The sequence below is a fragment of the Pseudomonas sp. P7758 genome (assembly GCF_013386485.1).
Taxonomy (GTDB): domain Bacteria; phylum Pseudomonadota; class Gammaproteobacteria; order Pseudomonadales; family Pseudomonadaceae; genus Aquipseudomonas.
Genome location: NZ_JACARS010000016.1, coordinates 23,823 through 43,160, shown reverse-complemented (window position 1 = coordinate 43,160; position 19,338 = coordinate 23,823). Strand labels below are relative to the sequence as shown.

At 61.5% G+C, this 19,338-nt stretch carries 22 protein-coding genes; 13 read left to right on the top strand and 9 right to left on the bottom strand.

Going from position 1 to position 19,338, the window contains the following annotated elements:
- The first annotated feature begins 46 nt into the window (after positions 1-46).
- Together hemF and aroE are read left to right on the top strand one after the other, a co-directional pair.
- Positions 47-976: an oxygen-dependent coproporphyrinogen oxidase gene (gene hemF, locus HX873_RS04070; protein WP_003213625.1), complete on the top strand. Its 930-nt coding sequence runs from the start codon at positions 47-49 to the stop codon at positions 974-976.
- On the top strand, positions 976-1,794 hold the full coding sequence (aroE, locus tag HX873_RS04065) for a shikimate dehydrogenase (RefSeq protein WP_177122406.1): 819 nt from the start codon (positions 976-978) through the stop codon (positions 1,792-1,794). The genes hemF and aroE overlap by 1 nt, the downstream gene beginning before the upstream one ends.
- Before the next feature lie 114 nt (positions 1,795-1,908).
- On the opposite strand, the gene HX873_RS04060 is transcribed toward aroE, so the two are convergent.
- From HX873_RS04060 to betC, 3 genes are all read right to left on the bottom strand, one after another.
- The gene (locus tag HX873_RS04060; RefSeq protein WP_177122405.1) at positions 1,909-3,477 is read right to left on the bottom strand and encodes a SulP family inorganic anion transporter; all 1,569 of its coding nucleotides are present in this window, start codon (positions 3,475-3,477) and stop codon (positions 1,909-1,911) included.
- 165 nt (positions 3,478-3,642) lie between these two features.
- On the bottom strand, positions 3,643-4,563 hold the full coding sequence (gene choX, locus HX873_RS04055; RefSeq protein ID WP_177022425.1) for a choline ABC transporter substrate-binding protein: 921 nt from the start codon (positions 4,561-4,563) through the stop codon (positions 3,643-3,645).
- A 16-nt stretch (positions 4,564-4,579) separates the two neighbouring features.
- A complete protein-coding gene (betC, locus tag HX873_RS04050) occupies positions 4,580-6,094 on the bottom strand; it encodes a choline-sulfatase (protein WP_008439571.1) in 1,515 nt (504 codons plus the stop codon).
- 103 nt (positions 6,095-6,197) lie between these two features.
- On the opposite strand from betC, the gene HX873_RS04045 reads away from it, so the two are divergent.
- The 6 genes from HX873_RS04045 (at position 6,198) to HX873_RS04020 (ending at position 11,878) form a co-directional block, all read left to right on the top strand.
- Positions 6,198-7,148: a LysR family transcriptional regulator gene (locus HX873_RS04045; RefSeq protein WP_008439576.1), complete on the top strand. Its 951-nt coding sequence runs from the start codon at positions 6,198-6,200 to the stop codon at positions 7,146-7,148.
- Positions 7,149-7,179: 31 nt separating this feature from the next.
- On the top strand, positions 7,180-7,506 hold the full coding sequence (locus tag HX873_RS04040; RefSeq protein ID WP_003213639.1) for a DOPA 4,5-dioxygenase family protein: 327 nt from the start codon (positions 7,180-7,182) through the stop codon (positions 7,504-7,506).
- Positions 7,507-7,608: 102 nt separating this feature from the next.
- Positions 7,609-8,577, top strand: a complete 969-nt coding sequence (locus tag HX873_RS04035; protein WP_102604431.1) for a 2-dehydro-3-deoxygalactonokinase — start codon at positions 7,609-7,611, stop codon at positions 8,575-8,577.
- Between the two features lie 13 nt (positions 8,578-8,590).
- A complete protein-coding gene (locus HX873_RS04030; protein ID WP_177050661.1) occupies positions 8,591-9,211 on the top strand; it encodes a 2-dehydro-3-deoxy-6-phosphogalactonate aldolase in 621 nt (206 codons plus the stop codon).
- Between the two features lie 33 nt (positions 9,212-9,244).
- Complete coding sequence (dgoD, locus tag HX873_RS04025; RefSeq protein ID WP_003213645.1) at positions 9,245-10,393, top strand: galactonate dehydratase; 1,149 nt, start codon at positions 9,245-9,247, stop codon at positions 10,391-10,393.
- 180 nt (positions 10,394-10,573) lie between these two features.
- Positions 10,574-11,878, top strand: coding sequence for an MFS transporter (locus HX873_RS04020; RefSeq protein ID WP_003213647.1), 1,305 nt, complete (start codon positions 10,574-10,576; stop codon positions 11,876-11,878).
- Between the two features lie 220 nt (positions 11,879-12,098).
- Here the strand turns inward: HX873_RS04020 and HX873_RS04015 are convergent, their stop codons facing one another.
- The 3 genes from HX873_RS04015 to trpB form a co-directional block, all read right to left on the bottom strand.
- A complete protein-coding gene (locus HX873_RS04015) occupies positions 12,099-12,542 on the bottom strand; it encodes an anti-virulence regulator CigR family protein (protein WP_003214903.1) in 444 nt (147 codons plus the stop codon).
- 140 nt (positions 12,543-12,682) lie between these two features.
- Complete coding sequence (gene trpA / locus HX873_RS04010) at positions 12,683-13,492, bottom strand: tryptophan synthase subunit alpha (RefSeq protein ID WP_008439583.1); 810 nt, start codon at positions 13,490-13,492, stop codon at positions 12,683-12,685.
- Entirely contained in the window at positions 13,493-14,719 is a 1,227-nt protein-coding gene (trpB, locus tag HX873_RS04005) for a tryptophan synthase subunit beta (RefSeq protein ID WP_003214899.1), read from the bottom strand.
- Between the two features lie 109 nt (positions 14,720-14,828).
- Between trpB and HX873_RS04000 the strand changes: the two genes are divergently transcribed.
- Entirely contained in the window at positions 14,829-15,725 is an 897-nt protein-coding gene (locus tag HX873_RS04000; protein WP_177035386.1) for a LysR family transcriptional regulator, read from the top strand.
- Here HX873_RS04000 and HX873_RS03995 read toward each other — a convergent pair.
- Positions 15,722-16,048 (bottom strand): YqjD family protein, encoded by a 327-nt coding sequence (locus HX873_RS03995; RefSeq protein WP_003170746.1) that lies wholly within the window; start codon positions 16,046-16,048, stop codon positions 15,722-15,724. The genes HX873_RS04000 and HX873_RS03995 overlap by 4 nt on opposite strands.
- Before the next feature lie 156 nt (positions 16,049-16,204).
- On the opposite strand from HX873_RS03995, the gene HX873_RS03990 reads away from it, so the two are divergent.
- Together HX873_RS03990 and HX873_RS03985 are read left to right on the top strand one after the other, a co-directional pair.
- Positions 16,205-16,420 carry a dodecin gene (locus HX873_RS03990; RefSeq protein WP_008439585.1) on the top strand — a complete coding sequence of 72 codons (216 nt, stop codon included), beginning with the start codon at positions 16,205-16,207 and terminating at the stop codon, positions 16,418-16,420.
- Positions 16,421-16,537: 117 nt separating this feature from the next.
- Positions 16,538-16,765: a DUF1161 domain-containing protein gene (locus tag HX873_RS03985; protein WP_003214893.1), complete on the top strand. Its 228-nt coding sequence runs from the start codon at positions 16,538-16,540 to the stop codon at positions 16,763-16,765.
- Positions 16,766-16,883: 118 nt separating this feature from the next.
- On the opposite strand, the gene HX873_RS03980 is transcribed toward HX873_RS03985, so the two are convergent.
- Positions 16,884-17,885, bottom strand: coding sequence for an LLM class flavin-dependent oxidoreductase (locus HX873_RS03980; protein ID WP_008439586.1), 1,002 nt, complete (start codon positions 17,883-17,885; stop codon positions 16,884-16,886).
- Between the two features lie 217 nt (positions 17,886-18,102).
- On the opposite strand from HX873_RS03980, the gene HX873_RS03975 reads away from it, so the two are divergent.
- The gene (locus HX873_RS03975; RefSeq protein ID WP_008439587.1) at positions 18,103-18,534 is read left to right on the top strand and encodes an OsmC family protein; all 432 of its coding nucleotides are present in this window, start codon (positions 18,103-18,105) and stop codon (positions 18,532-18,534) included.
- A gap of 113 nt (positions 18,535-18,647) precedes the next feature.
- A complete protein-coding gene (locus tag HX873_RS03970; protein WP_003214887.1) occupies positions 18,648-18,887 on the top strand; it encodes a DUF1161 domain-containing protein in 240 nt (79 codons plus the stop codon).
- Here HX873_RS03970 and HX873_RS03965 read toward each other — a convergent pair whose 3' ends face one another.
- Positions 18,888-19,310, bottom strand: a complete 423-nt coding sequence (locus HX873_RS03965) for a hypothetical protein (RefSeq protein WP_177020348.1) — start codon at positions 19,308-19,310, stop codon at positions 18,888-18,890. It lies immediately after the preceding gene.
- Positions 19,311-19,338: the final 28 nt, after the last annotated feature.

Sequence of the window (19,338 nt, the reverse complement as noted above, 5' to 3'; positions counted from 1 at the left end):
GATGCCCAATGGCCTCGTGTAGCGTTGCCCGATTCAAGGTGATGTCATGACTACCCGCACCGAGGCTGTCAAAGCCTACCTGCTTGACCTGCAAGACCGCATTTGCAGCGCCCTGGAAACCTTCGAGACGGACACTCGCTTCATCGAAGACGCCTGGACCCGGCCTGCCGGCGGCGGCGGTCGCACCCGTGTGATCGAAAACGGTTCGGTAATCGAGAAAGGCGGCGTTAACTTTTCCCACGTGTTTGGCAGCGGCCTCCCACCGTCCGCCAGTGCCCATCGCCCGGAATTGGCCGGTCGCGGTTTTGAAGCCCTCGGCGTGTCGCTGGTGATCCACCCGCATAACCCGCATGTGCCAACTTCCCACGCCAATGTGCGTTTTTTCATCGCTGAAAAAGAAGGCGAAGAGCCGGTGTGGTGGTTTGGCGGCGGCTTCGACCTGACGCCCTACTACGGCAACGAAGAAGACTGCATCCACTGGCACCGCGTCGCCGAACAGGCCTGCGCGCCGTTTGGCCCGGACGTTTATTCACGCTACAAGGCCTGGTGCGACACCTACTTCCACATCAAGCACCGCAACGAACCGCGTGGCATCGGCGGTTTGTTCTTCGATGATTTGAACGAGTGGGACTTCGACACCAGTTTCGCCTTCATGCGCGCCATTGGCGACGCCTACATTGACGCCTACCTGCCAATCGTCCAGCGCCGCAAGGCCATGGCCTATACCGAGCAGCAGCGCGAATTCCAGGAATTCCGCCGTGGCCGCTACGTCGAGTTCAACCTGGTCTACGACCGTGGCACTTTGTTTGGCCTGCAATCGGGCGGGCGTACCGAGTCGATCCTGATGTCGCTGCCACCACAAGTGCGCTGGAGCTATGACTGGAAAGCCGCCCCCGACAGCGAAGAAGCGCGCCTAACCGACTACTTTCTGCAAGACCGCGACTGGCTGGGTGTGCTGCCCAAGGCGGCGGTCTGATGGATCGTTATGTCGTCTTCGGCAACCCCATCGGCCACAGCAAGTCGCCGCTGATTCACCGTCTGTTCGCCGAACAGACCGGCGAGCAACTGGACTACAGCACCTTGCTCGCGCCGTTGGAGGATTTCACCGGCTGTGCAAAAGCATTTTTCGCACAAGGCCGTGGCGCCAACGTCACCGTACCGTTCAAGGAAGAGGCCTATCGCCTGGCCAACGCCCTGACCGAACGCGCCCAACGGGCCGGCGCGGTGAATACCCTGAGCAAGCTCGGCGATGGCAGCCTGTTGGGAGACAACACCGACGGCGCCGGCCTGGTGCGGGATTTGACGGTGAATGCCGGGTTCAGCCTGCAAGGCAAACGCATCCTGTTGCTGGGCGCCGGTGGTGCGGTGCGCGGCGCGTTGGAGCCATTGCTGGCTGAGCAGCCGGCTTCGCTGATCATTGCCAATCGCACCGTGGAAAAAGCGGAATTGCTCGTCGAGCTGTTCGACGATCTCGGCCCGGTGTCCGCCAGCGGTTTCGACTGGCTGCGTGAACCGGTGGACCTGATCATCAATGCCACGTCCGCCAGCCTGTCAGGCGATGTACCGCCGATTGCCGGCAGCCTGATCGAACCCGGAAAGACTTTTTGCTACGACATGATGTACGGCAAAGAGCCTACGGCTTTCTGCCGCTGGGCCAGTGAGCAGGGCGCGGCGGTGGCAATGGATGGCCTGGGGATGCTGGTGGAACAGGCCGCGGAAGCGTTCTTCCTGTGGCGCGGTGTGCGCCCGGATTCGGCGCCGGTGCTGGCTGAATTGCGTAGCCAACTGGCCTGACGCAATCCGAATGTGGGAGCGGGCTTGCTCGCGAATGCGGTGGATCAGTCGATACATACGGCGACTGTCACACCGCATTCGCGAGCAAGCCCGCTCCCACAGTTTCAACCGCATTCAGTCTTCGAAATGGATGGGGCATTGGTCGGCCCCTTCCAGTTTCCTCAACTCTTCCACCACCTGTGGCCGGGCCTTGCGCAACGCCAGGCTGCGCCCCACTCCATTCAATCGGCGCGCTTCCTGGTGCAGCATCTCCACCCCGGAATAGTCGATAAAGTTGATCTGCTGCGCCTCGATCACCACCCGCTGGCCGTGCAGGCTTTGCAGCCGCACCTGCAGGTAATGGCTGGCGCCGAAAAAGATCGACCCGCCGACCCGCAGCACATCGTCCTCTCCGTCACGCCATTGCTGGACCCGCGGCTGTGAGGTGCGCTTGAGGTAGAAAAACAGCGACGCCAGCACCCCGGCGTAAATGGCCGTTTGCAACTCCAGCAACAGCGTGGCGATGCAGGTCAGGCTCATCACCACGAACTCTGCGCGGCTGACCCGGAACAGCGCCCGAATACCACGATGGTCGACCAACCCCCAGCAAATCAGCAGGATGCTGGCGGCCATGCTCGGGATCGGGATATGCGCGATCAATACCGCACCGAACAGCGCGAACAACGCCACCCACAATGCGGAAAACACCCCCGCCAGCGGCGAACAGGCGCCTGCCTCATAACTCAGGCCCGACCGTGTGAAGGAACCCGCCGACAAGTACCCGGAGAAAAATCCACCGACGATGTTGGATAAACCCTGGGCGCGCACTTCCTGATTTGCATCGAGCAATTGTTGGGAGCGGGCCGACAGTGAGCGCGCAATCGACAGGCTGGTCACCAGCCCCAGCATGCCCACCGCCACGGCACTCGGCAGCAGGCGCAGGACCATGTCCAGGTCCATCGGCAGCGGGCTGAACGGTGGCAGCTTGCCGACAAATGAACTGACCCGCGCCACCTCCCCGAACATCGTCGGCCACAGCCACGGGATGAGGCTGCCCAGGGCCAGCGCGATCAATAGGGTTGGCCAGCGCGGTACCCAGAGTTTCAGCAGCACCCCCACCAGCAAGGTGCCGAGCCCGAGCACCAGTGAAGGACGATTCCACTCCCCGGCATGGTTGATCAGCGCCAGCAGACTGTTGATCGCCGTGGCCTGGCTGGGCAGGTCCAGCCCCAGCAGGTTGGGCAGTTGGCCCAGGGCGATCACCACCGCAGCGCCGAGGGTGAAGCCGAGCACCACTGAATGCGAGACGAAATTCACCAGGGCGCCGAAGCGCAGCATGCCCAACAGCCATTGGAAGACGCCGGCCAGGAACGTCAGCAGCAGGATGAGTGTGATGTAGTCCTGGGAGCCGGGCACGGCCAGCGGGCTGACGCTGGCGTAGAGCACGATAGAGATGGCTGCCGTGGGGCCGCAGATCAGGTGCCAGGAAGAGCCCCACAAGCAGGCGATCAATACCGGGATGATCGCGGCGTACAGGCCATACTCCGGTGGGAGACCGGCGATCAGCGCGTAGGCAATGGACTGGGGTAATGCCAGGACTGCACCGCTCAGGCCGACGACCGCGTCCCTTCCGACGCTGGCGCGGGTTTGGCGCGGGAGCCAGCTGAGGAAGGGGAAGAGTTTGTGGCGGTTGGGCCAGGGCATTGAAAACTCGGTTGAAGAGGTTTGAATCAGAGTATCAGGCTCATGATGATCGTTCCCACGCTCTGTGTGGGAATGCCGTCTTGGACGCTCTGCGTCCGCTCTTGAGTCGTGACGCGCAGCGTCACCGGATGCGTTCCCACGCAGAGCGTGGGAACGATCAGTGCATCAGAGTTTGGCTTTTACAGCGGCCAGTGCATCCTGGCCGTCCACGGTTTTAACCCCGTCCAGCCACTTGTCCAGCACCGCCGGGTTCGCCTTGATCCACGCCTTCGCCGCGTCCGCATTACTGAGCTTCTTGTTCACCACCTCAGCCATGATGGCGTTCTCCATCTCCTGGGTGAAACTCAGGTTGGTCAGCAATTTCCCCACATTCGGGCACGCCTGTGCATAGCCCTTGCGGGTCAACGTATACACGCTGCCGGTGTCACCAAAGTACTTCTCCCCACCCTTGAGGTAATGCATCTTCAACTGCACGTTCATCGGGTGCGGCGTCCAGCCGAGGAAGGTCACGAACTTCTGCTTCTTCACCGCCCGGGACACTTCGGCCAGCATCGCCTGTTCACTGGACTCGATCAGCTTCCACTGGCCCAGGTCAAAGTCGTTCTTCTTGATGATTTCCTGCAACGAGAGATTCGCCGGCGCACCCGAACCGATGCCGTAGATCTTCTTGTCGAACTTGTCGGCAAACTTGTTCAGGTCGGCAAAGTCATGCACCCCGGCGTCCCAGACATAGTCCGGCACGGCCAGGGTGAATTCGGTACCGTCGAGGTTCTTCGCCAGTTGCACCACATCGCCATTGGCCACGAACTTGTCGTAGAAGCCTTGCTGCGCCGGCATCCAGTTACCCAGGAACACATCCACCTGGCCGTCCTTGAGCCCGCCAAAGGTGATCGGCACCGCAAGGGTATCGACCTTGGCCTTGTAGCCCATGCCGTTCAACAGGAAACCGGTAATGGCATTGGTGGCGGCGATATCGCTCCAGCCCGGATCGGCCATCTTCACGGTGTCGCAGCTGGTGTCCGCGTAGACGCCGGCACTGCTCAATGCCAGCAGCGCAACGCTCAACACGGTGGATAACTTTTGCATGGCCTTCCCCTCAGTTTTATTGGTTTTGGCAGGGTTGTGGAAAACGTGCCTTGCGCTCCAGATCGTCGAGGTCGATGTGGTTGCGCATGTATTGCTGACTGGCGTCTACCAGTGGCTGGTGGTCCCAGCTCTTCAGCTTGCCCTGGGTCAGCGCCTCGAACACCAGGCGGCGACGGCGTTGGCTGGCGAGCACCTGCTGGTGGATCGCCGGGATGTCCCATTTGGCCCGCGCTTCATGCAAAAACGCCTCGAACAGTGGCCGGTGTTCCGGTGACTGGCTGAGGTCCTCCCGCTCGTGCGGGTCGTTGTGCACATCGAACAGCAGGCAAGGATCGTCCTCGCTGTAGATGAACTTGTAGGCACCACGGCGGATCATCATCAGCGGGCTGATGGTGCCCTCGGCCATGTACTCGCCGAACACTTCGTCGTGCCCGCCCTGCCCTTGCAGGTGAGACACCAACGAGCGGCCGTCCAGCGCCAGCCTCGGGTCCAGCTCGCCGCCGGCCAGTTCCACCAGGGTAGGCAGCAGGTCGGCGGTGGACACGGCGGCGGTCACCCGGCCGGCGGCAAACTGCCCCGGCGCGCTGATCAGCAGCGGCACCCGGGCGGCCATTTCAAACCAGTGCATTTTGTACCAGAGCCCGCGTTCGCCGAGCATGTCGCCGTGGTCGCCGGAGAAGATGATGATGGTGTCATCGGCCAGGCCCGTGTCTTCCAGGGTTTGCAGGAGCTTGCCGACGTTACTGTCAATGTAGCTGCACGCGCCGAAGTAGGCGCGGCGTGCATCGCGGATCTTGTTCAGCGGCAGCGGCTTGTCCCACAGGTCATAGACCTTGAGCAGGCGCTGGGAGTGAGGGTCGAGGTCAGCCTGTGGCGGTGTTGCAGGCAGCGGGATGTCGTTGTCGTCGTACAGGTCCCAGAACGGTTTGGGAATGGTGTAAGGGTCGTGTGGGTGCGTCATCGACACGGTCAGGCAGAACGGCTGGTCGCCATCTTCGCGGATATGGTCGAACAGGTACTGCTGGGCCTTGAACACTACCTCTTCGTCGAAATCCAGCTGGTTGGTGCGCACGCACGGCCCGGCCTGCAGCACCGACGCCATGTTGTGGTACCAGGAGGGGCGCACGTCCGGCTCATCCCAGTTCACGGCCCAGCCATAGTCGGCCGGGTAGATGTCACTGGTCAGGCGTTCTTCATAGCCGTGGAGCTGGTCGGGGCCGCAAAAATGCATCTTGCCCGACAGCGCGGTGCGGTAGCCGAGGCGGCGCAGGTAGTGGGCATAGGTCGGCACGTCGGCGGGGAAATCGGCCGCGTTGTCGTAGGCGCCGATCTTGCTCGGCAACTGCCCACTCACCAGGGTAAAGCGCGATGGCGCACACAGCGGACTGTTGCAGTAAGCGGCGTCGAACACCACGCCCTCAGCGGCGAGGCGACTCAAGTTTGGCAGTTTGATAGGCGAAGGACCGTAGAACGGAAGCATCGGCGCGGCCATTTGATCGGCCATGATAAAAAGAATGTTCTTGCGCTTCATGGTTTCGCGGCATTCCATAGTCGATGTTTATGCGAATGAGCATGCAGGCCATGGAAATCGTGGTAAAGCCCATGAGAAGCAATGTCTAGGATAAGCCCAGCTTATGTATGAATCCCTCGGTCACCTGTCACTCGACCTGCTGCGTGCCTTTGAATCCGCAGCGCGCCAACGCAGCTTTACGGCAGCGGCGATGGAGTTGGGCACCACCCAGCCGGCCATCAGCCAGCAGATCAAGCGCCTGGAAGAACAGCTGAAGGTGCGCCTGTTTGATCGCATCTACCGTGGCATCGAGCTGACCGACGCGGGCGCCTTGTTATTCGAGCAGGTACAGGCCGGTTTGCAGAGCATCAACCAGGGCCTGAGCGCGATTGCCGAGCAGGACCAGCATGAAGTCCTGCAGGTGGCGACCGACTTTGCCTTCGCCGCGTATTGGCTGATGCCACGCCTGCATCGTTTCCATGAAGCCAACCCGCAGGTGGACGTGAGCCTGGTCACCAGCGAGCGTAACCACGCCACGTTGCGCAGCGATATCGACGTAGCGGTGCTGTTCGGTGACGGCCGCTTCAAACAGGGCGACAGCCTGTGGCTGTTCAACGAGGAAGTGTTCCCGGTGTGCAGCCCGCAGCTACTCCAGGACCGAGTCGCGCCACTGTCGGTGCAGAGCCTGCTGGAGTTCCCCTTGCTGCACCTGCGCCAGCAAAACAACAACCAGTGGTTCGACTGGAGCGGGGTGTTTCGCGAACTGGGCATCACCACCGCGCCCACCCCGGGCCAACTGCGTTTCGACAATTACACGCTGTTGATCCAGGCCGCGATCGCGGGCCAGGGCGTGGCCATCGGCTGGCGTCACCTTGTGGATAACCTGCTGGAGCAAAAATGGCTGTGCCGGCCGATTGGCGACACGGTGATCTCGCGCTTCGGCTATTACGTGGTGCTGCCCCAGCGCAAACGCCGCAGCCAGTTGATCGAGCGTTTCGTCGACTGGCTGATGACCGAACAGGCCAGCAGCGCACAATCGCTGACCGGTCTGGCCCTGCCGTCCATTGCGGTCTAGGATTTGCCGATCAATGAGCCCGGAGCTTGTCATGCAACGTATCAAGGGCTACCACGCCCATATCTATTTCGACGCCAACACCATCGACCAGGCGCGCAAACTCTGCGAAGACGCCGCGCAATTGTTTCCGCTGCGCATGGGCCGCGTGCATGAACGCCCGGTGGGCCCGCACCCGGACTGGAGCTGCCAGCTGGCATTCGAACCTGAATACATCGGCGTCGTGCTGCCTTGGCTGGCCCTCAACCGCAACGGCCTGGTGGTGTTCCTGCACCCGACCACCGGTGATGACCTCAAGGACCACACCGAACACGCGATCTGGATGGGGGCGATGCGCACGCTGGATCTGTCAATATTTTAAGCCTTCAATTTCCCTATATATGGGACTGATATTTATATATTGAGACTTTGCCGGTCTTGGGTTTATATTCGCCTCATCCGCTCAGAACACTCAGGTGAAGCGATGCAGGCGCAATTGATCGCGCTCGATTGGGGAACCAGTTCCCTTCGTGCTTACAAGCTCGGCCCGGCAGGCGTCGTGATCGAACGGCGCACCTTGGCGTCGGGGATCATGCACCTGCCCACTGAAGCCCGGGAAATAGCCGGTGTTCGCTGCAGCAACGGGTTCGAGCTGGCATTCGACGCAGCCTGCGGTGACTGGCTCGACACCCAGCCCGACCTTCCCGTTATCGCTTGCGGCATGGTCGGCAGCGCCCAGGGCTGGAGCGAAGCGGCTTACCGCGACACCCCAGCCGACGTTTCTACCCTCGGCCAGGCGCTGCATGTGGTGCGCAGCCTGCGGGGCGCAGCGGTGCACATCGTGCCCGGCGTGATTCAACGCGGCGCGTTGCCCAATGTGATGCGCGGTGAAGAAACCCAGGTGCTCGGCGTGCTGCAAAGCCTGGCTGCCCATACCGGGCGCGACGTATTGATCGGCCTGCCGGGCAGCCATTCCAAGTGGGTGGAGGTGGTGGAAGGCTGCATCACTCACTTCGATACTTTCATGACCGGCGAGTTGTTCGCCGTGCTCAGTCAACACAGCATTCTGGGGCGCACCCAGCGCCCTTCCGAACAGTTTCAGGTGGTCGCTTTTGATCGCGGTGTTCAGGTTGCGCTGTCGGCAGACGGCCAAACGGGGCTGTTGTCGAACTTGTTCAGCGCACGCTCCCTGGGATTGACCGGCGAGCTGGCGCCTGACGAGCAACCGGACTATCTGTCCGGGCTGTTGATCGGCCACGAACTGACCGGCCTGCGCACTCGCAAGCCCAGCCAGCAGCGCGACATCGTCCTGGTCGGCACACCCCAACTCTGCACCCGCTACCAGCGTGCACTCCAACTCTGTGGCTTCCCCCACGTGACCCTGGCGCAGGAGGCTACCGAGCGTGGCCTTTGGCAGCTGGCCATGGCGGCGGGGCTGCTGCCTGCAACCTGACGAGAGGCCCGACATGCTCAAGCAAGCACTGACACACAACGGTTTGATCGCGATCCTGCGCGGCCTGCGACCGGAGGAGGCGCTGGCGATCGGCGAGGTGTTGTACACGGCGGGCTTCAGGGTGATCGAAGTGCCGCTGAACTCGCCGGATCCTTATTCCAGCATCCGCATCCTGCGGGACGGCCTCCCCGCCGATTGCCTGATCGGCGCCGGCACCGTGCTGACCCCGGAACAGGTCGATCAAGTCAAAGCCGCCGGCGGCCAGGTGATCGTCATGCCCCATAGCGATGCCAAGGTGCTGCGGGCCGCCAAGGCCGCGGGCCTGTATCTGTCGCCGGGTGTGGCCACGCCCACCGAAGCGTTTGCCGCGCTGGCCGAAGGCGCCGACGTGCTGAAGCTGTTCCCGGCCGAGCAAATGGGCCCGGCGGTGGTCAAGGCCTGGCTCGCGGTACTGCCCGCCGGCACCGTGCTGCTGCCGGTGGGCGGCATCACCCCGGACAACATGCAGGTATTTTTCGACGCGGGCGTCAAGGGCTTCGGCCTGGGCTCCGGGTTATTCAAGCCGGGCATGAGCGTCGCCCAAGTGGCGAGCAACGCCCAGGCCTACGTCGCCGCCTGGCATGCCTTGGGCTGATCAGCGTTCTCCATCTACAAGAGAGATAAGAAGATGAAAATCACCAAACTGACCACCTTCATCGTCCCGCCGCGCTGGTGCTTCCTCAAGGTTGAAACCGACCAGGGCGTGACTGGTTGGGGCGAGCCCGTTGTCGAGGGCCGCGCCCATACCGTGGCTGCCGCGGTCGAGGAATTGTCCGACTACTTGATCGGCAAGGACCCACGCAATATCGAAGACATCTGGACCGTGCTCTATCGCGGCGGTTTCTACCGTGGCGGCGCGATCCATATGAGCGCTCTCGCCGGTATCGACCAGGCGCTGTGGGACATCAAGGGCAAGGCCCTCGGCGTGTCGGTCAGCGACTTGCTGGGTGGCCAGGTGCGCGACAAGATCCGCGTGTATTCGTGGATCGGAGGCGACCGCCCGGCCGACACTGCCCGCGCCGCCAAGGAAGCCGTGGCCCGTGGTTTTACCGCGGTGAAAATGAACGGCACCGAAGAGCTGCAATTTCTCGACAGCTTCGAAAAAGTCGACCAGGCCCTGGCCAACGTCGCCGCCGTGCGGGATGCGGTCGGTCCGAACGTCGGCATCGGCGTCGACTTCCATGGCCGGGTGCACAAACCCATGGCCAAGGTGCTGATGAAGGAACTCGACCCCTACAAACTGATGTTTATCGAAGAACCGGTGCTCAGCGAAAACTACGAAGCGCTGAAAGAGCTGGCGCCGCTCACCAGCACCCCGATTGCCCTCGGCGAGCGCCTGTTCTCGCGCTGGGACTTCAAGCGCGTGCTCAGCGAAGGCTACGTCGACATCATCCAGCCGGATGCTTCCCACGCCGGTGGTATCACCGAAACCCGCAAGATTGCCAACATGGCCGAAGCCTACGACGTGGCCCTTGCCCTGCACTGCCCGCTCGGCCCGATTGCCCTGGCAGCGTGCCTGCAGCTGGATGCGGTTTGCTACAACGCGTTCATCCAGGAACAGAGCCTGGGCATTCACTACAACGAGAGCAATGACCTGCTGGATTACGTGCGCGATCCGGGTGTTTTTGACTACGACCAGGGCTTTGTGAAAATCCCCAACGGGCCAGGCCTGGGCATCGAGATCAACGAGGAATACGTGATCGAACGCGCGGCCATCGGGCATCGCTGGCGCAATCCGATCTGGCGGCATGCCGACGGCAGCTTCGCGGAGTGGTAAACACCGCGAATTTGAGATGAAAACCCAATCAATGTGGGAGCGGGCTTGCTCGCGAAGGCGGAGTGTCAGTCAACACCTCCGCTGCTGGTAGACCGCTTTCGCGAGCAAGCCCGCTCCCACATTTGATTCGGTTTCGTCAGTAAGACCTGTCCTCAATAACCATAAGAAGAGGCAACCCCCATGCAATCCGAGTCCTTCACCGGGCAGGCTTCTTTAGTCACGCCCAGCCGAAAGCGTTTCTTCATCATGGTGCTGCTGTTCATCACCGTGGTGATCAACTACCTGGACCGCAGCAACCTGTCGATTGCCGCTCCGGCCCTGACCAGCGAGCTGGGGATCGACCCGGTGCATGTCGGGCTGATCTTCTCCGCGTTCGGCTGGACCTACGCGGCCATGCAGATTCCCGGCGGCTGGCTGGTGGACCGGGTGCCGCCGCGCATTCTCTACAGCGTCGCCCTGCTGCTGTGGTCGGTGGCCACGGTGATGCTCGGTTTCGCCGCCAGCTTCATCGCGCTGTTCGTATTGCGCATGGCGGTGGGCGCCCTGGAGGCCCCGGCCTACCCGATCAACAGCCGCGTGGTCACCACCTGGTTCCCCGAGCGTGAACGGGCCACGGCGATCGGCGTTTATACCTCCGGGCAATTTGTCGGGCTGGCGTTTCTCACGCCGGTGTTGGCCTGGCTGCAACACACCTTTGGCTGGCACATGGTGTTTGTCGCCACCGGCGGCGTGGGCATTGTGTGGGCGTTGATCTGGTACGCGGTGTACCGCGAGCCACGGGATTTCAAAGGCGCGAATGCGGCGGAAATCGAGCTGATCCGCGAAGGCGGCGGGTTGGTGGACATCCAGGCGCAGGCGGCCAAGGCGCCGTTCAGCTGGGTCGACCTCGGCATCGTGTTGAGCAAGCGCAAACTGTGGGGGATCTACCTGGGGCAGTTCTGCCTGAATTCCACGTTGTGGTTTTTCCTGACGTGGTTTCCGACCTACCTGGTGAAATATCGCGGCATGGACTTCATCAAGTCCGGCCTGCTGGCGTCGCTGCCGTTTCTGGCGGCGTTTGTCGGGGTGCTGTGTTCGGGGCTGTTTTCCGATTGGCTGATTCGCCGGGGAGCGTCCGTGGGGTTTGCGCGCAAGTTGCCGATCATTGGCGGGCTGTTGATTTCCACGGCGATCATCGGCGCCAACTTTGTTGATTCCACGGCGTGGGTGATTGCGTTTCTGGCGGTGGCGTTTTTCGGCAATGGCCTGGCGTCGATCACCTGGTCGCTGGTGTCGACCCTGGCGCCGGCAAGGCTGCTGGGGCTGACCGGAGGGGTGTTCAACTTCATCGGCAATCTGTCAGCGATTACCACGCCGATCGTGATTGGCTTTCTGGCGACAGGGGATTCGTTTGCACCGGCGATTACGTACATTGCGGTGCTGGCGTTGTTGGGTGCGTTGTCCTACATCTTGCTGGTCGGCAAGGTCGAGCGTATCGAGATTTAGGCGACTGCTGCGGCGAGGGGGCTTGCGGTGGCGAGGGAGCTGGTGTGGCGAGGGAGCTTGCTCCCGCTGGAGTGCGCAGCGCTCCCAGAATTTTGGGGCCGCTACGCAGCCCAGCGGGAGCAAGCTCCCTCGCCACACCAGTTCCCCTGCCACACCAGCTCCCCAGCCACACCAACTCCCTAGCCACAGCAAGCTCCCTCACCACAAAAGCAGTGCGGCTCTAGTACAGCGCGCCATCCAGAATCTGATAGACGATGCTGGTGCCAACGGCGATCAATACGATGTCCCCACCCGAACGGCGCCATTCATAACCAGGGTATTGCGGCAGATGGCCCAGCGCCCGTGGGTCCAGACGCTCACCATAGTAGTTTGGCGGCAGGCGCTGGCCGCGCACCAGGTGGATGCCGGGAGGCGGCGGCGCGCCACGGCGGAAGTCGCCATGGTTGTCGCGGATGACCTGTCTCACAGGACCAAAGTCCTGAGGAGGCCCGCCACGGTGGTTGTCCTGCGGCCCGCGATGGTCATCGCCACGTTGATCGTGCTGGCCCTGTGGGCCACCACGGTCAGGTCCGCCACCCTGATCATAGGGCGCAGCTTGGACCAGGGCGCTGGCGCCAAGCACCAGCACGCCTACACCTGCAATCAAACGTTTGGGAATTTTCATGGGGCTGTTTCCTCAGTACTGCACGAACAAAAAAGGGATCTCGAACCACGTTCGAAATCCCTTGGTCTTGTTAGCTTAGGTACTGATTTGCCAGCATGATTCCTCTGTATCAGGAACTTTACCTACCGCTTACGAGCCGCTTACTTACGGGCGTTGCGTACACCTTCCGACAGCGCAGAGCACAGGGTCAATACACCGTCGATGGCCTGTTGATCATTGCTGGCGTTGGCGATGTGGTCGATCAGTGCCGACCCCACCACCACACCGTCTGCCAGGCGGGCGATTGCAGCGGCCTGCTCCGGGGTGCGGATGCCGAAACCGATGCTGATCGGCAGGTCGGTATGCCGACGCAGACGGGTCACGGCTTCTTCGACGTGTTCCAGGGTCGCGGCGCCTGCGCCGGTCACACCGGCCACCGACACGTAGTACACAAACCCTGAGCTGCCGTTGAGCACGGTCGGCAGGCGCACGTCGTCGGTGGTCGGCGTGGTCAGGCGGATAAAGTCGATACCGGCAGCCTGGGCCGGGTCGCACAGCTCGCCGTTATGTTCCGGCGGCATGTCGACCACGATCAGACCGTCGACGCCGGCTTCTTTCGCATCGCTGATGAAGCGTGGCACGCCGTACATGTGGATCGGGTTGAAGTAGCCCATCAGCACCAGCGGCGTGTCGCTGTTGCCCTCGCGGAACTCGCGAACCATTTGCAGGGTTTTCGTGAGGTTCTGCTTGGCGGTCAGCGCGCGGATGTTGGCCAGTTGAATCGCTGGGCCGTCGGCCATCGGGTCGGTGAAGGGCATGCCCAACTCGATCACATCGGCGCCGGCCGCCGGCAACCCTTTGAGGATCGCCAGCGAGGTGTCATACCCCGGGTCGCCAGCGGTGACGAAGGTCACCAGGGCGGCGCGGTTTTGTTCTTTCAGTTGCGCAAAACGTGTTTGCAGGCGGCTCATTTAGTGTTTCTCCTGCTTGGACTGTTCCATGTGGTGCATCACGGTTTGCATGTCTTTGTCGCCACGGCCGGACAGGTTGACCACCATCAGGTGATCTTTCGGCAGGGTCGGTGCGCGTTTGAACACTTCGGCCAAGGCGTGGGCGCTTTCCAGTGCAGGAATAATCCCTTCCAGGCGGCAGCATTTGTGAAAGGCGTCGAGGGCTTCGTCGTCGGTCACCGAGGTGTACTGGACGCGGCCGATGTCATGCAGCCAGGCGTGTTCAGGGCCGATGCCCGGGTAGTCGAGGCCCGCTGAGATCGAGTGGGCGTCGATGATCTGGCCATCGTCGTCCTGCAACAGGAAGGTACGGTTGCCGTGGAGCACACCCGGTACGCCGCCGTTGAGGCTGGCCGCGTGTTTGCCGGTCTCGATGCCGTAGCCGGCCGCTTCAACGCCGATGATCTCGACGCTGGTGTCATCCAGGAACGGGTGGAACAGGCCCATGGCGTTGGAGCCGCCGCCGATGCACGCCACCAGGCTGTCGGGCAGACGGCCTTCCTGGGCCTGCAGCTGGGTACGGGTTTCCTTGCCGATCACGGCCTGGAAGTCGCGAACCATCGCCGGGTACGGGTGCGGGCCGGCCACGGTGCCGATCAGGTAGAAGGTGCTGTCGACGTTGGTGACCCAGTCACGCAGCGCTTCGTTCATCGCGTCTTTCAGGGTGCCGGTACCGGCGACTACCGGGATCACTTCAGCGCCCAGCAGCTTCATGCGAAATACGTTGGCCTGCTGGCGCTCGATGTCGGTGGTGCCCATGTAGATGACGCATTGCAGGCCGAAACGCGCGGCGACGGTGGCAGTGGCCACACCGTGCATGCCGGCGCCGGTCTCGGCGATGATGCGTTTTTTACCCATGCGCCGCGCCAGCAGGATCTGGCCGATGCAGTTGTTGATCTTGTGGGCGCCGGTGTGGTTCAGCTCTTCGCGTTTAAGGTAGATCTTGGCGCCACCGCAGAACTCGGTCAGGCGCTCGGCGAAGTACAGCGGGCTTGGGCGTCCGACGTAGTCGCGCTGGAAGTAGGCCAGTTCTTCGTTGAAGGCCGGATCGATCTTGGCCGCTTCGTATTCGCGGGCCAGATCAAGGATCAACGGCATCAGGGTTTCCGCCACGTAGCGGCCGCCGAACGAACCAAACAGGCCATTGGCATCCGGGCCGTTGCGTAAATCGGTCTGGGTCTGAGTCATGGGACGCTCCAGGTAGAAAATGTGTAAGAGGCAATGACGGTCACTCTACCCCTGACGCTTCCACGTGAAAACCGATAAGATCGCCACAACCTGTCAGGAAAACTCACAGATGAGCCGAGACCTCCCACCGCTGAATGCCTTGCGCGCTTTTGAGGCGACTGCGCGCCTGAACAGCGTTAGCCAGGCCGCTGAGCAACTGCACGTGACCCATGGTGCGGTCAGTCGGCAGCTCAAGGTGTTGGAAGAACACCTTGGTGTAAGCCTGTTCGCCAAGGACGGGCGCGGCCTCAAACTCACAGATTCCGGCATTCGCCTGCGAGATGCGAGTTTCGAGGCCTTCGAGCGACTGAGGGACACCTGCGCCGAGCTCACGCAAAGCAGTGCCGATGCGCCGTTTGTGCTCGGCTGCTCCGGTAGCCTGCTGGCGCGCTGGTTTATTCCGCGTCTGGGGCGCCTGAACGCCGAGTTGCCGGATTTGCGCCTGCATCTGTCGGCGGGTGAAGGCGATCTTGACCCGCGTCGCCCCGGCCTGGACGCGCTGCTGGTGTTCGCCGAACCTCCATGGCCGGCGGATATGCAGGTGTATGAATTGGCCAGCGAACGCATCGGCCCGGTCATGAGCCCGCGTTTTGCCCATTACGAGCGATTGCGCCAGGCGCCTCCCGAGGCGCTGCTGAGTGAGGCCCTGTTGCACACTACCTCACGCCCGCAAGCCTGGCCCAGCTGGGCGCAGCACCATGGGATCGACGCTGGCGCGTTGAAGTACGGTCAGGGGTTTGAGCATTTGTATTATTTGCTGGAGGCGGCGGTGGCCGGGCTGGGGGTAGCAATTGCGCCTGAGCCGCTGGTGGCAGAGGACCTGCGAGCGGGCCGCCTGGTTGCGCCGTGGGGTTTCAGTGAAACCCCGGCGCAACTGGCGTTGTGGCTACCCAAGCGCGCCGCAGATGGGCGCGCCGGGCAACTGGCGCAATGGCTCAAGGCTGAGCTTGCGCGCCAGGACGTTTAGTCGCCGCGTTTGCACAGCAAGTAAGCCGCCAGCAGACCCAGCGCGCCGACGGCGACACCGGCGGTAGTCCATGGATGCTCTTGCGCGTAGTCCCGTGTTGCAACACCGGTTTCGCGGATTTTGACTTTGCTTTCTTCGTAGGCATCGCTGATCAGGTGGCGGGAATGCTTGAGGGCGTTCTCGGCATTGCTTTTCAGGGCCTTCAGGGTTTTGCGCGACTCGTCAGACGCATCGTCCTTGAGGCTTTCCAAAGATTTGAGCAGGCTCGAAATCTCGGCTTCCATGCTTTCCAATGACGCTTTGCGTAAAGAGGTGTTGGCCATGTGGGCTCTCCTGGAGTGATTGAGTGGCGTGTGTTGTTTCCGACTGCGGCGGTTTCAGAAAGTGCAGTAAATCTGAACTTTCACATCGCAATAGCCGCCAGAAGCAGTACGAGAATTCACTGCTAGTCTTGATTAACGACCCCAGGAGAAAAACTTATGAGTGATCATCACACCTACAAGAAAGTCGAACTGGTGGGCTCTTCCGCGACCAGCATCGAGGAGGCCATCAACAATGCCCTGGCTGAAGCCAGCAAGAGCATCAAGCACTTGGAGTGGTTTGAAGTGACCGAAACCCGTGGCCACATCAAGGACGGCAAGGCTGCGCATTTCCAGGTCACCCTCAAGGTGGGGTTCCGAATTGCCAGTAGTTGATTGAGCCGGTTGAACTTGCGCGCTGGCCGATTGCCATAAACTCCGCTACAACCTTTAGGCACGTCGACGTGACGAGCGGCGACGTGCTTCCTTTCGATCAACCCAAGGAAGTGACGGATGAAGAACTTTTTGTTGGCGGTAGGTTTGTTGAGCATTGCGGGCACAGCCCTGGCGGCGGGCAAGCCTTGTGAAGAGCTGAAAAGCGAGATCGCGGCGAAAATCGACGCGAAAGGCGCTTCGGGCTACTCCCTGGAAATCGTGGACAAAGGTGCTGCACCTAGTGACCACACGGTTGTCGGCAGCTGTGAAGCCGGTACCAAGGAAATCGCCTACAAGCGCGGGTGATCCCGTGTTGCAGACGTAAAAAACCGACGCAAGTGCGTCGGTTTTTTTATGCCTGCGATCCCTCGCTCCGCGTGGGAATGAAGCCTGGGATGCTCTGCGTCCCGCCTCACTCCTGGATTTAGCCCTTCATGATCTGCGCCAGCAGCTCGTAGGAATGAATCCGGTCGGCATGTTCGTACAGGTCACAGGTAAAGATCAGCTCATCAGCGCCGGTCTGCTCCACCAGCACCTCCAGCTTGGCGCGGATCTTCTGCGGGCTGCCCACCATGGCCAGGCCGAGGAAACTGCCCACGGCGTCTTTCTCATGGGGCAGCCACAGGCCGTCCATGGTCTTGACCGGCGGGCGCTGCACCAGGCTTTGCCCACGCATCAGCGCGAGAATTCGCTGGTACACCGAGGTGGCCAGGTAGTCGGCCTGCTCATCGGTGTCGGCAGCTACCAGCGGGATACCGAGCATCACGTAGGGCTTGTCCAGCACGGCCGAAGGCTTGAAGTGGTTGCGATAGACGCGAATCGCTTCATGCATCAGGCGCGGTGCGAAATGCGAGGCAAAGGCGTAAGGCAAACCGCGCTCGCCCGCCAGTTGTGCACTGAACAGGCTTGAGCCCAGCAGCCACACAGGCACATTGGTGCCCGTGCCGGGTACAGCGATCACGCGCTGGTCCGGAGTGCGCGGGCCGAGGTAGGCCATCAGTTCAGCCACGTCTTCCGGGAAATCATCGGCGCTGCCGGAGCGTTCACGGCGCAGCGCGCGGGCGGTCATCTGGTCGGAGCCTGGTGCGCGGCCAAGGCCCAGGTCGATGCGGCCCGGGTACAGGCTTTCCAGGGTGCCGAACTGCTCGGCGATCACCAACGGCGCGTGGTTGGGCAGCATCACGCCACCGGAACCGACACGGATCGTCGAGGTGCCGCCGGCCAGGTAACCCAGCAATACCGAGGTCGCCGAGCTGGCGATGCCGTCCATATTGTGGTGTTCGGCGACCCAGAAACGGTTGTAGCCGAATTTTTCCACGTGCTGGGCCAGGTCCAGGGAATTGCGCAGCGACTGCGCCGGGCTGCCGTTGGCACGCACGGGCACGAGGTCGAGGGTCGAGAACTTTACGTCGGACAGCGATTTCATAAGCCTGCTTCTCCAATGGGGGCGCAGGCTTCTTAGACGAACCAAAACCTGCCGCTTCATGTGCATGTCCTATGCAATGAGGGCATATACCCGAGATTCAATAGCGATGGTGAAATTTCCTACTTAATCGCTAGGTTTCTCCGACAAGATGAACTTTGCCGTGGCGTCTATCCTCAGAACCCTTACTGACGCAAAACCACCGTTCGAGGAGACCGCTATGAGTATTGTTAAAAAAGCATCCGCGCATTGGGAAGGCGACCTGAAGACTGGCCTGGGTTCCATTTCCACCGAAACCGGCGTTCTGCGTGAAGCGCCTTACGGCTTCAAGGCCCGTTTCGAAGGTGGCAAGGGCACCAACCCTGAAGAACTGATCGGCGCAGCCCATGCCGGTTGTTTCTCCATGGCGTTTTCCATGATTCTCGGCGATGCCGGGCTCAAGGCCGACAGCATCGACACCCAGGCCGAAGTGACCCTGGACCAAGTGGACGGTGGCTTTGCGATTACTGCCGTGCACCTGACCCTCAAGGCAAAGATCCCGGGCGCCAGCCAGGCGCAGTTCGATGAGCTGAGCAAAAAGGCCAAGGAAGGATGCCCCGTGTCCAAGGTACTGAATGCAACCATTACCCTGGATGGCACGCTGGTTAGTTGATGCAACCCCCTTGCAGGGGTGAGCTTGCTCGCCCCTGCAGGTGCAAATGTGGTCGAATAGCCGATTGCAGACTCAGCGCACACCCGTGCGCGTGCATTCAGGGAGCTTCACACATGAAACGTATTGCCTTGGCGGTTATCTGCTGTGCACTGGCCACGTCGGCGCTGGCGGCGCCAAAAGATTGTGAAGAGCTCAGGAAGGAGATCGAGGTCAAAATCCAGGCGAATGCCGTTCCGTCCTACACCCTCGAAATCGTCACCAAGGAAGAAGCTGACAAGCACGACAGCGCCATGGTTGTCGGCAGCTGTGAGAATGGCACCAAAGCCATCGTCTACCAGAAGAACAACGACTGATCAGATGCAGTTGACGCTACGTTCTTCGGCCAGCAATTGACCCGCTTTGTTGTACAGCCGGATATTCGGGTTGTAGCCCAGTGAGCGCCCTTCCAGGCGATAGCGCTGGCCCGCCTCGAAACGGTCGTATTGCAGGGTCATGAAGCAGGTACGGTCAGTGGTTTGGCCAAACCCGCCGAAACTGCCGCCGGTAGGCACCTCGAAATCAAAACGTACCATCAGCTCATGGCTGCCAGGCGGCACCTGGAAGAAGCGCCCGTCGTTCAGGTTTTTCCCGTCCAGGCGTTGCGCCATTACCAGCTTGGCGCCGGGTGTCGGGGTAGCGAAGTCGACCCAGGCTTGGAGTGGATCAACCGGCGGTAGTGGCGTCGACGCACAGGCACTGAGAAAAATCGCGGCGACGGGAAGCAGTAGCTGACGCATGTTAAGCACTCAACTGTAGGAATGGTTT

Coding starts and splice junctions, on each gene's coding strand:
- hemF (WP_003213625.1), top strand. CDS start 47: ATGACTACCCGCACCGAGGCTGTCAAAGCCTACCTGCTTGACCTGCAA.
- aroE (WP_177122406.1), top strand. CDS start 976: ATGGATCGTTATGTCGTCTTCGGCAACCCCATCGGCCACAGCAAGTCG.
- HX873_RS04060 (WP_177122405.1), bottom strand. CDS start 3,477: ATGCCCTGGCCCAACCGCCACAAACTCTTCCCCTTCCTCAGCTGGCTC.
- choX (WP_177022425.1), bottom strand. CDS start 4,563: ATGCAAAAGTTATCCACCGTGTTGAGCGTTGCGCTGCTGGCATTGAGC.
- betC (WP_008439571.1), bottom strand. CDS start 6,094: ATGAAGCGCAAGAACATTCTTTTTATCATGGCCGATCAAATGGCCGCG.
- HX873_RS04045 (WP_008439576.1), top strand. CDS start 6,198: ATGTATGAATCCCTCGGTCACCTGTCACTCGACCTGCTGCGTGCCTTT.
- HX873_RS04040 (WP_003213639.1), top strand. CDS start 7,180: ATGCAACGTATCAAGGGCTACCACGCCCATATCTATTTCGACGCCAAC.
- HX873_RS04035 (WP_102604431.1), top strand. CDS start 7,609: ATGCAGGCGCAATTGATCGCGCTCGATTGGGGAACCAGTTCCCTTCGT.
- HX873_RS04030 (WP_177050661.1), top strand. CDS start 8,591: ATGCTCAAGCAAGCACTGACACACAACGGTTTGATCGCGATCCTGCGC.
- dgoD (WP_003213645.1), top strand. CDS start 9,245: ATGAAAATCACCAAACTGACCACCTTCATCGTCCCGCCGCGCTGGTGC.
- HX873_RS04020 (WP_003213647.1), top strand. CDS start 10,574: ATGCAATCCGAGTCCTTCACCGGGCAGGCTTCTTTAGTCACGCCCAGC.
- HX873_RS04015 (WP_003214903.1), bottom strand. CDS start 12,542: ATGAAAATTCCCAAACGTTTGATTGCAGGTGTAGGCGTGCTGGTGCTT.
- trpA (WP_008439583.1), bottom strand. CDS start 13,492: ATGAGCCGCCTGCAAACACGTTTTGCGCAACTGAAAGAACAAAACCGC.
- trpB (WP_003214899.1), bottom strand. CDS start 14,719: ATGACTCAGACCCAGACCGATTTACGCAACGGCCCGGATGCCAATGGC.
- HX873_RS04000 (WP_177035386.1), top strand. CDS start 14,829: ATGAGCCGAGACCTCCCACCGCTGAATGCCTTGCGCGCTTTTGAGGCG.
- HX873_RS03995 (WP_003170746.1), bottom strand. CDS start 16,048: ATGGCCAACACCTCTTTACGCAAAGCGTCATTGGAAAGCATGGAAGCC.
- HX873_RS03990 (WP_008439585.1), top strand. CDS start 16,205: ATGAGTGATCATCACACCTACAAGAAAGTCGAACTGGTGGGCTCTTCC.
- HX873_RS03985 (WP_003214893.1), top strand. CDS start 16,538: ATGAAGAACTTTTTGTTGGCGGTAGGTTTGTTGAGCATTGCGGGCACA.
- HX873_RS03980 (WP_008439586.1), bottom strand. CDS start 17,885: ATGAAATCGCTGTCCGACGTAAAGTTCTCGACCCTCGACCTCGTGCCC.
- HX873_RS03975 (WP_008439587.1), top strand. CDS start 18,103: ATGAGTATTGTTAAAAAAGCATCCGCGCATTGGGAAGGCGACCTGAAG.
- HX873_RS03970 (WP_003214887.1), top strand. CDS start 18,648: ATGAAACGTATTGCCTTGGCGGTTATCTGCTGTGCACTGGCCACGTCG.
- HX873_RS03965 (WP_177020348.1), bottom strand. CDS start 19,310: ATGCGTCAGCTACTGCTTCCCGTCGCCGCGATTTTTCTCAGTGCCTGT.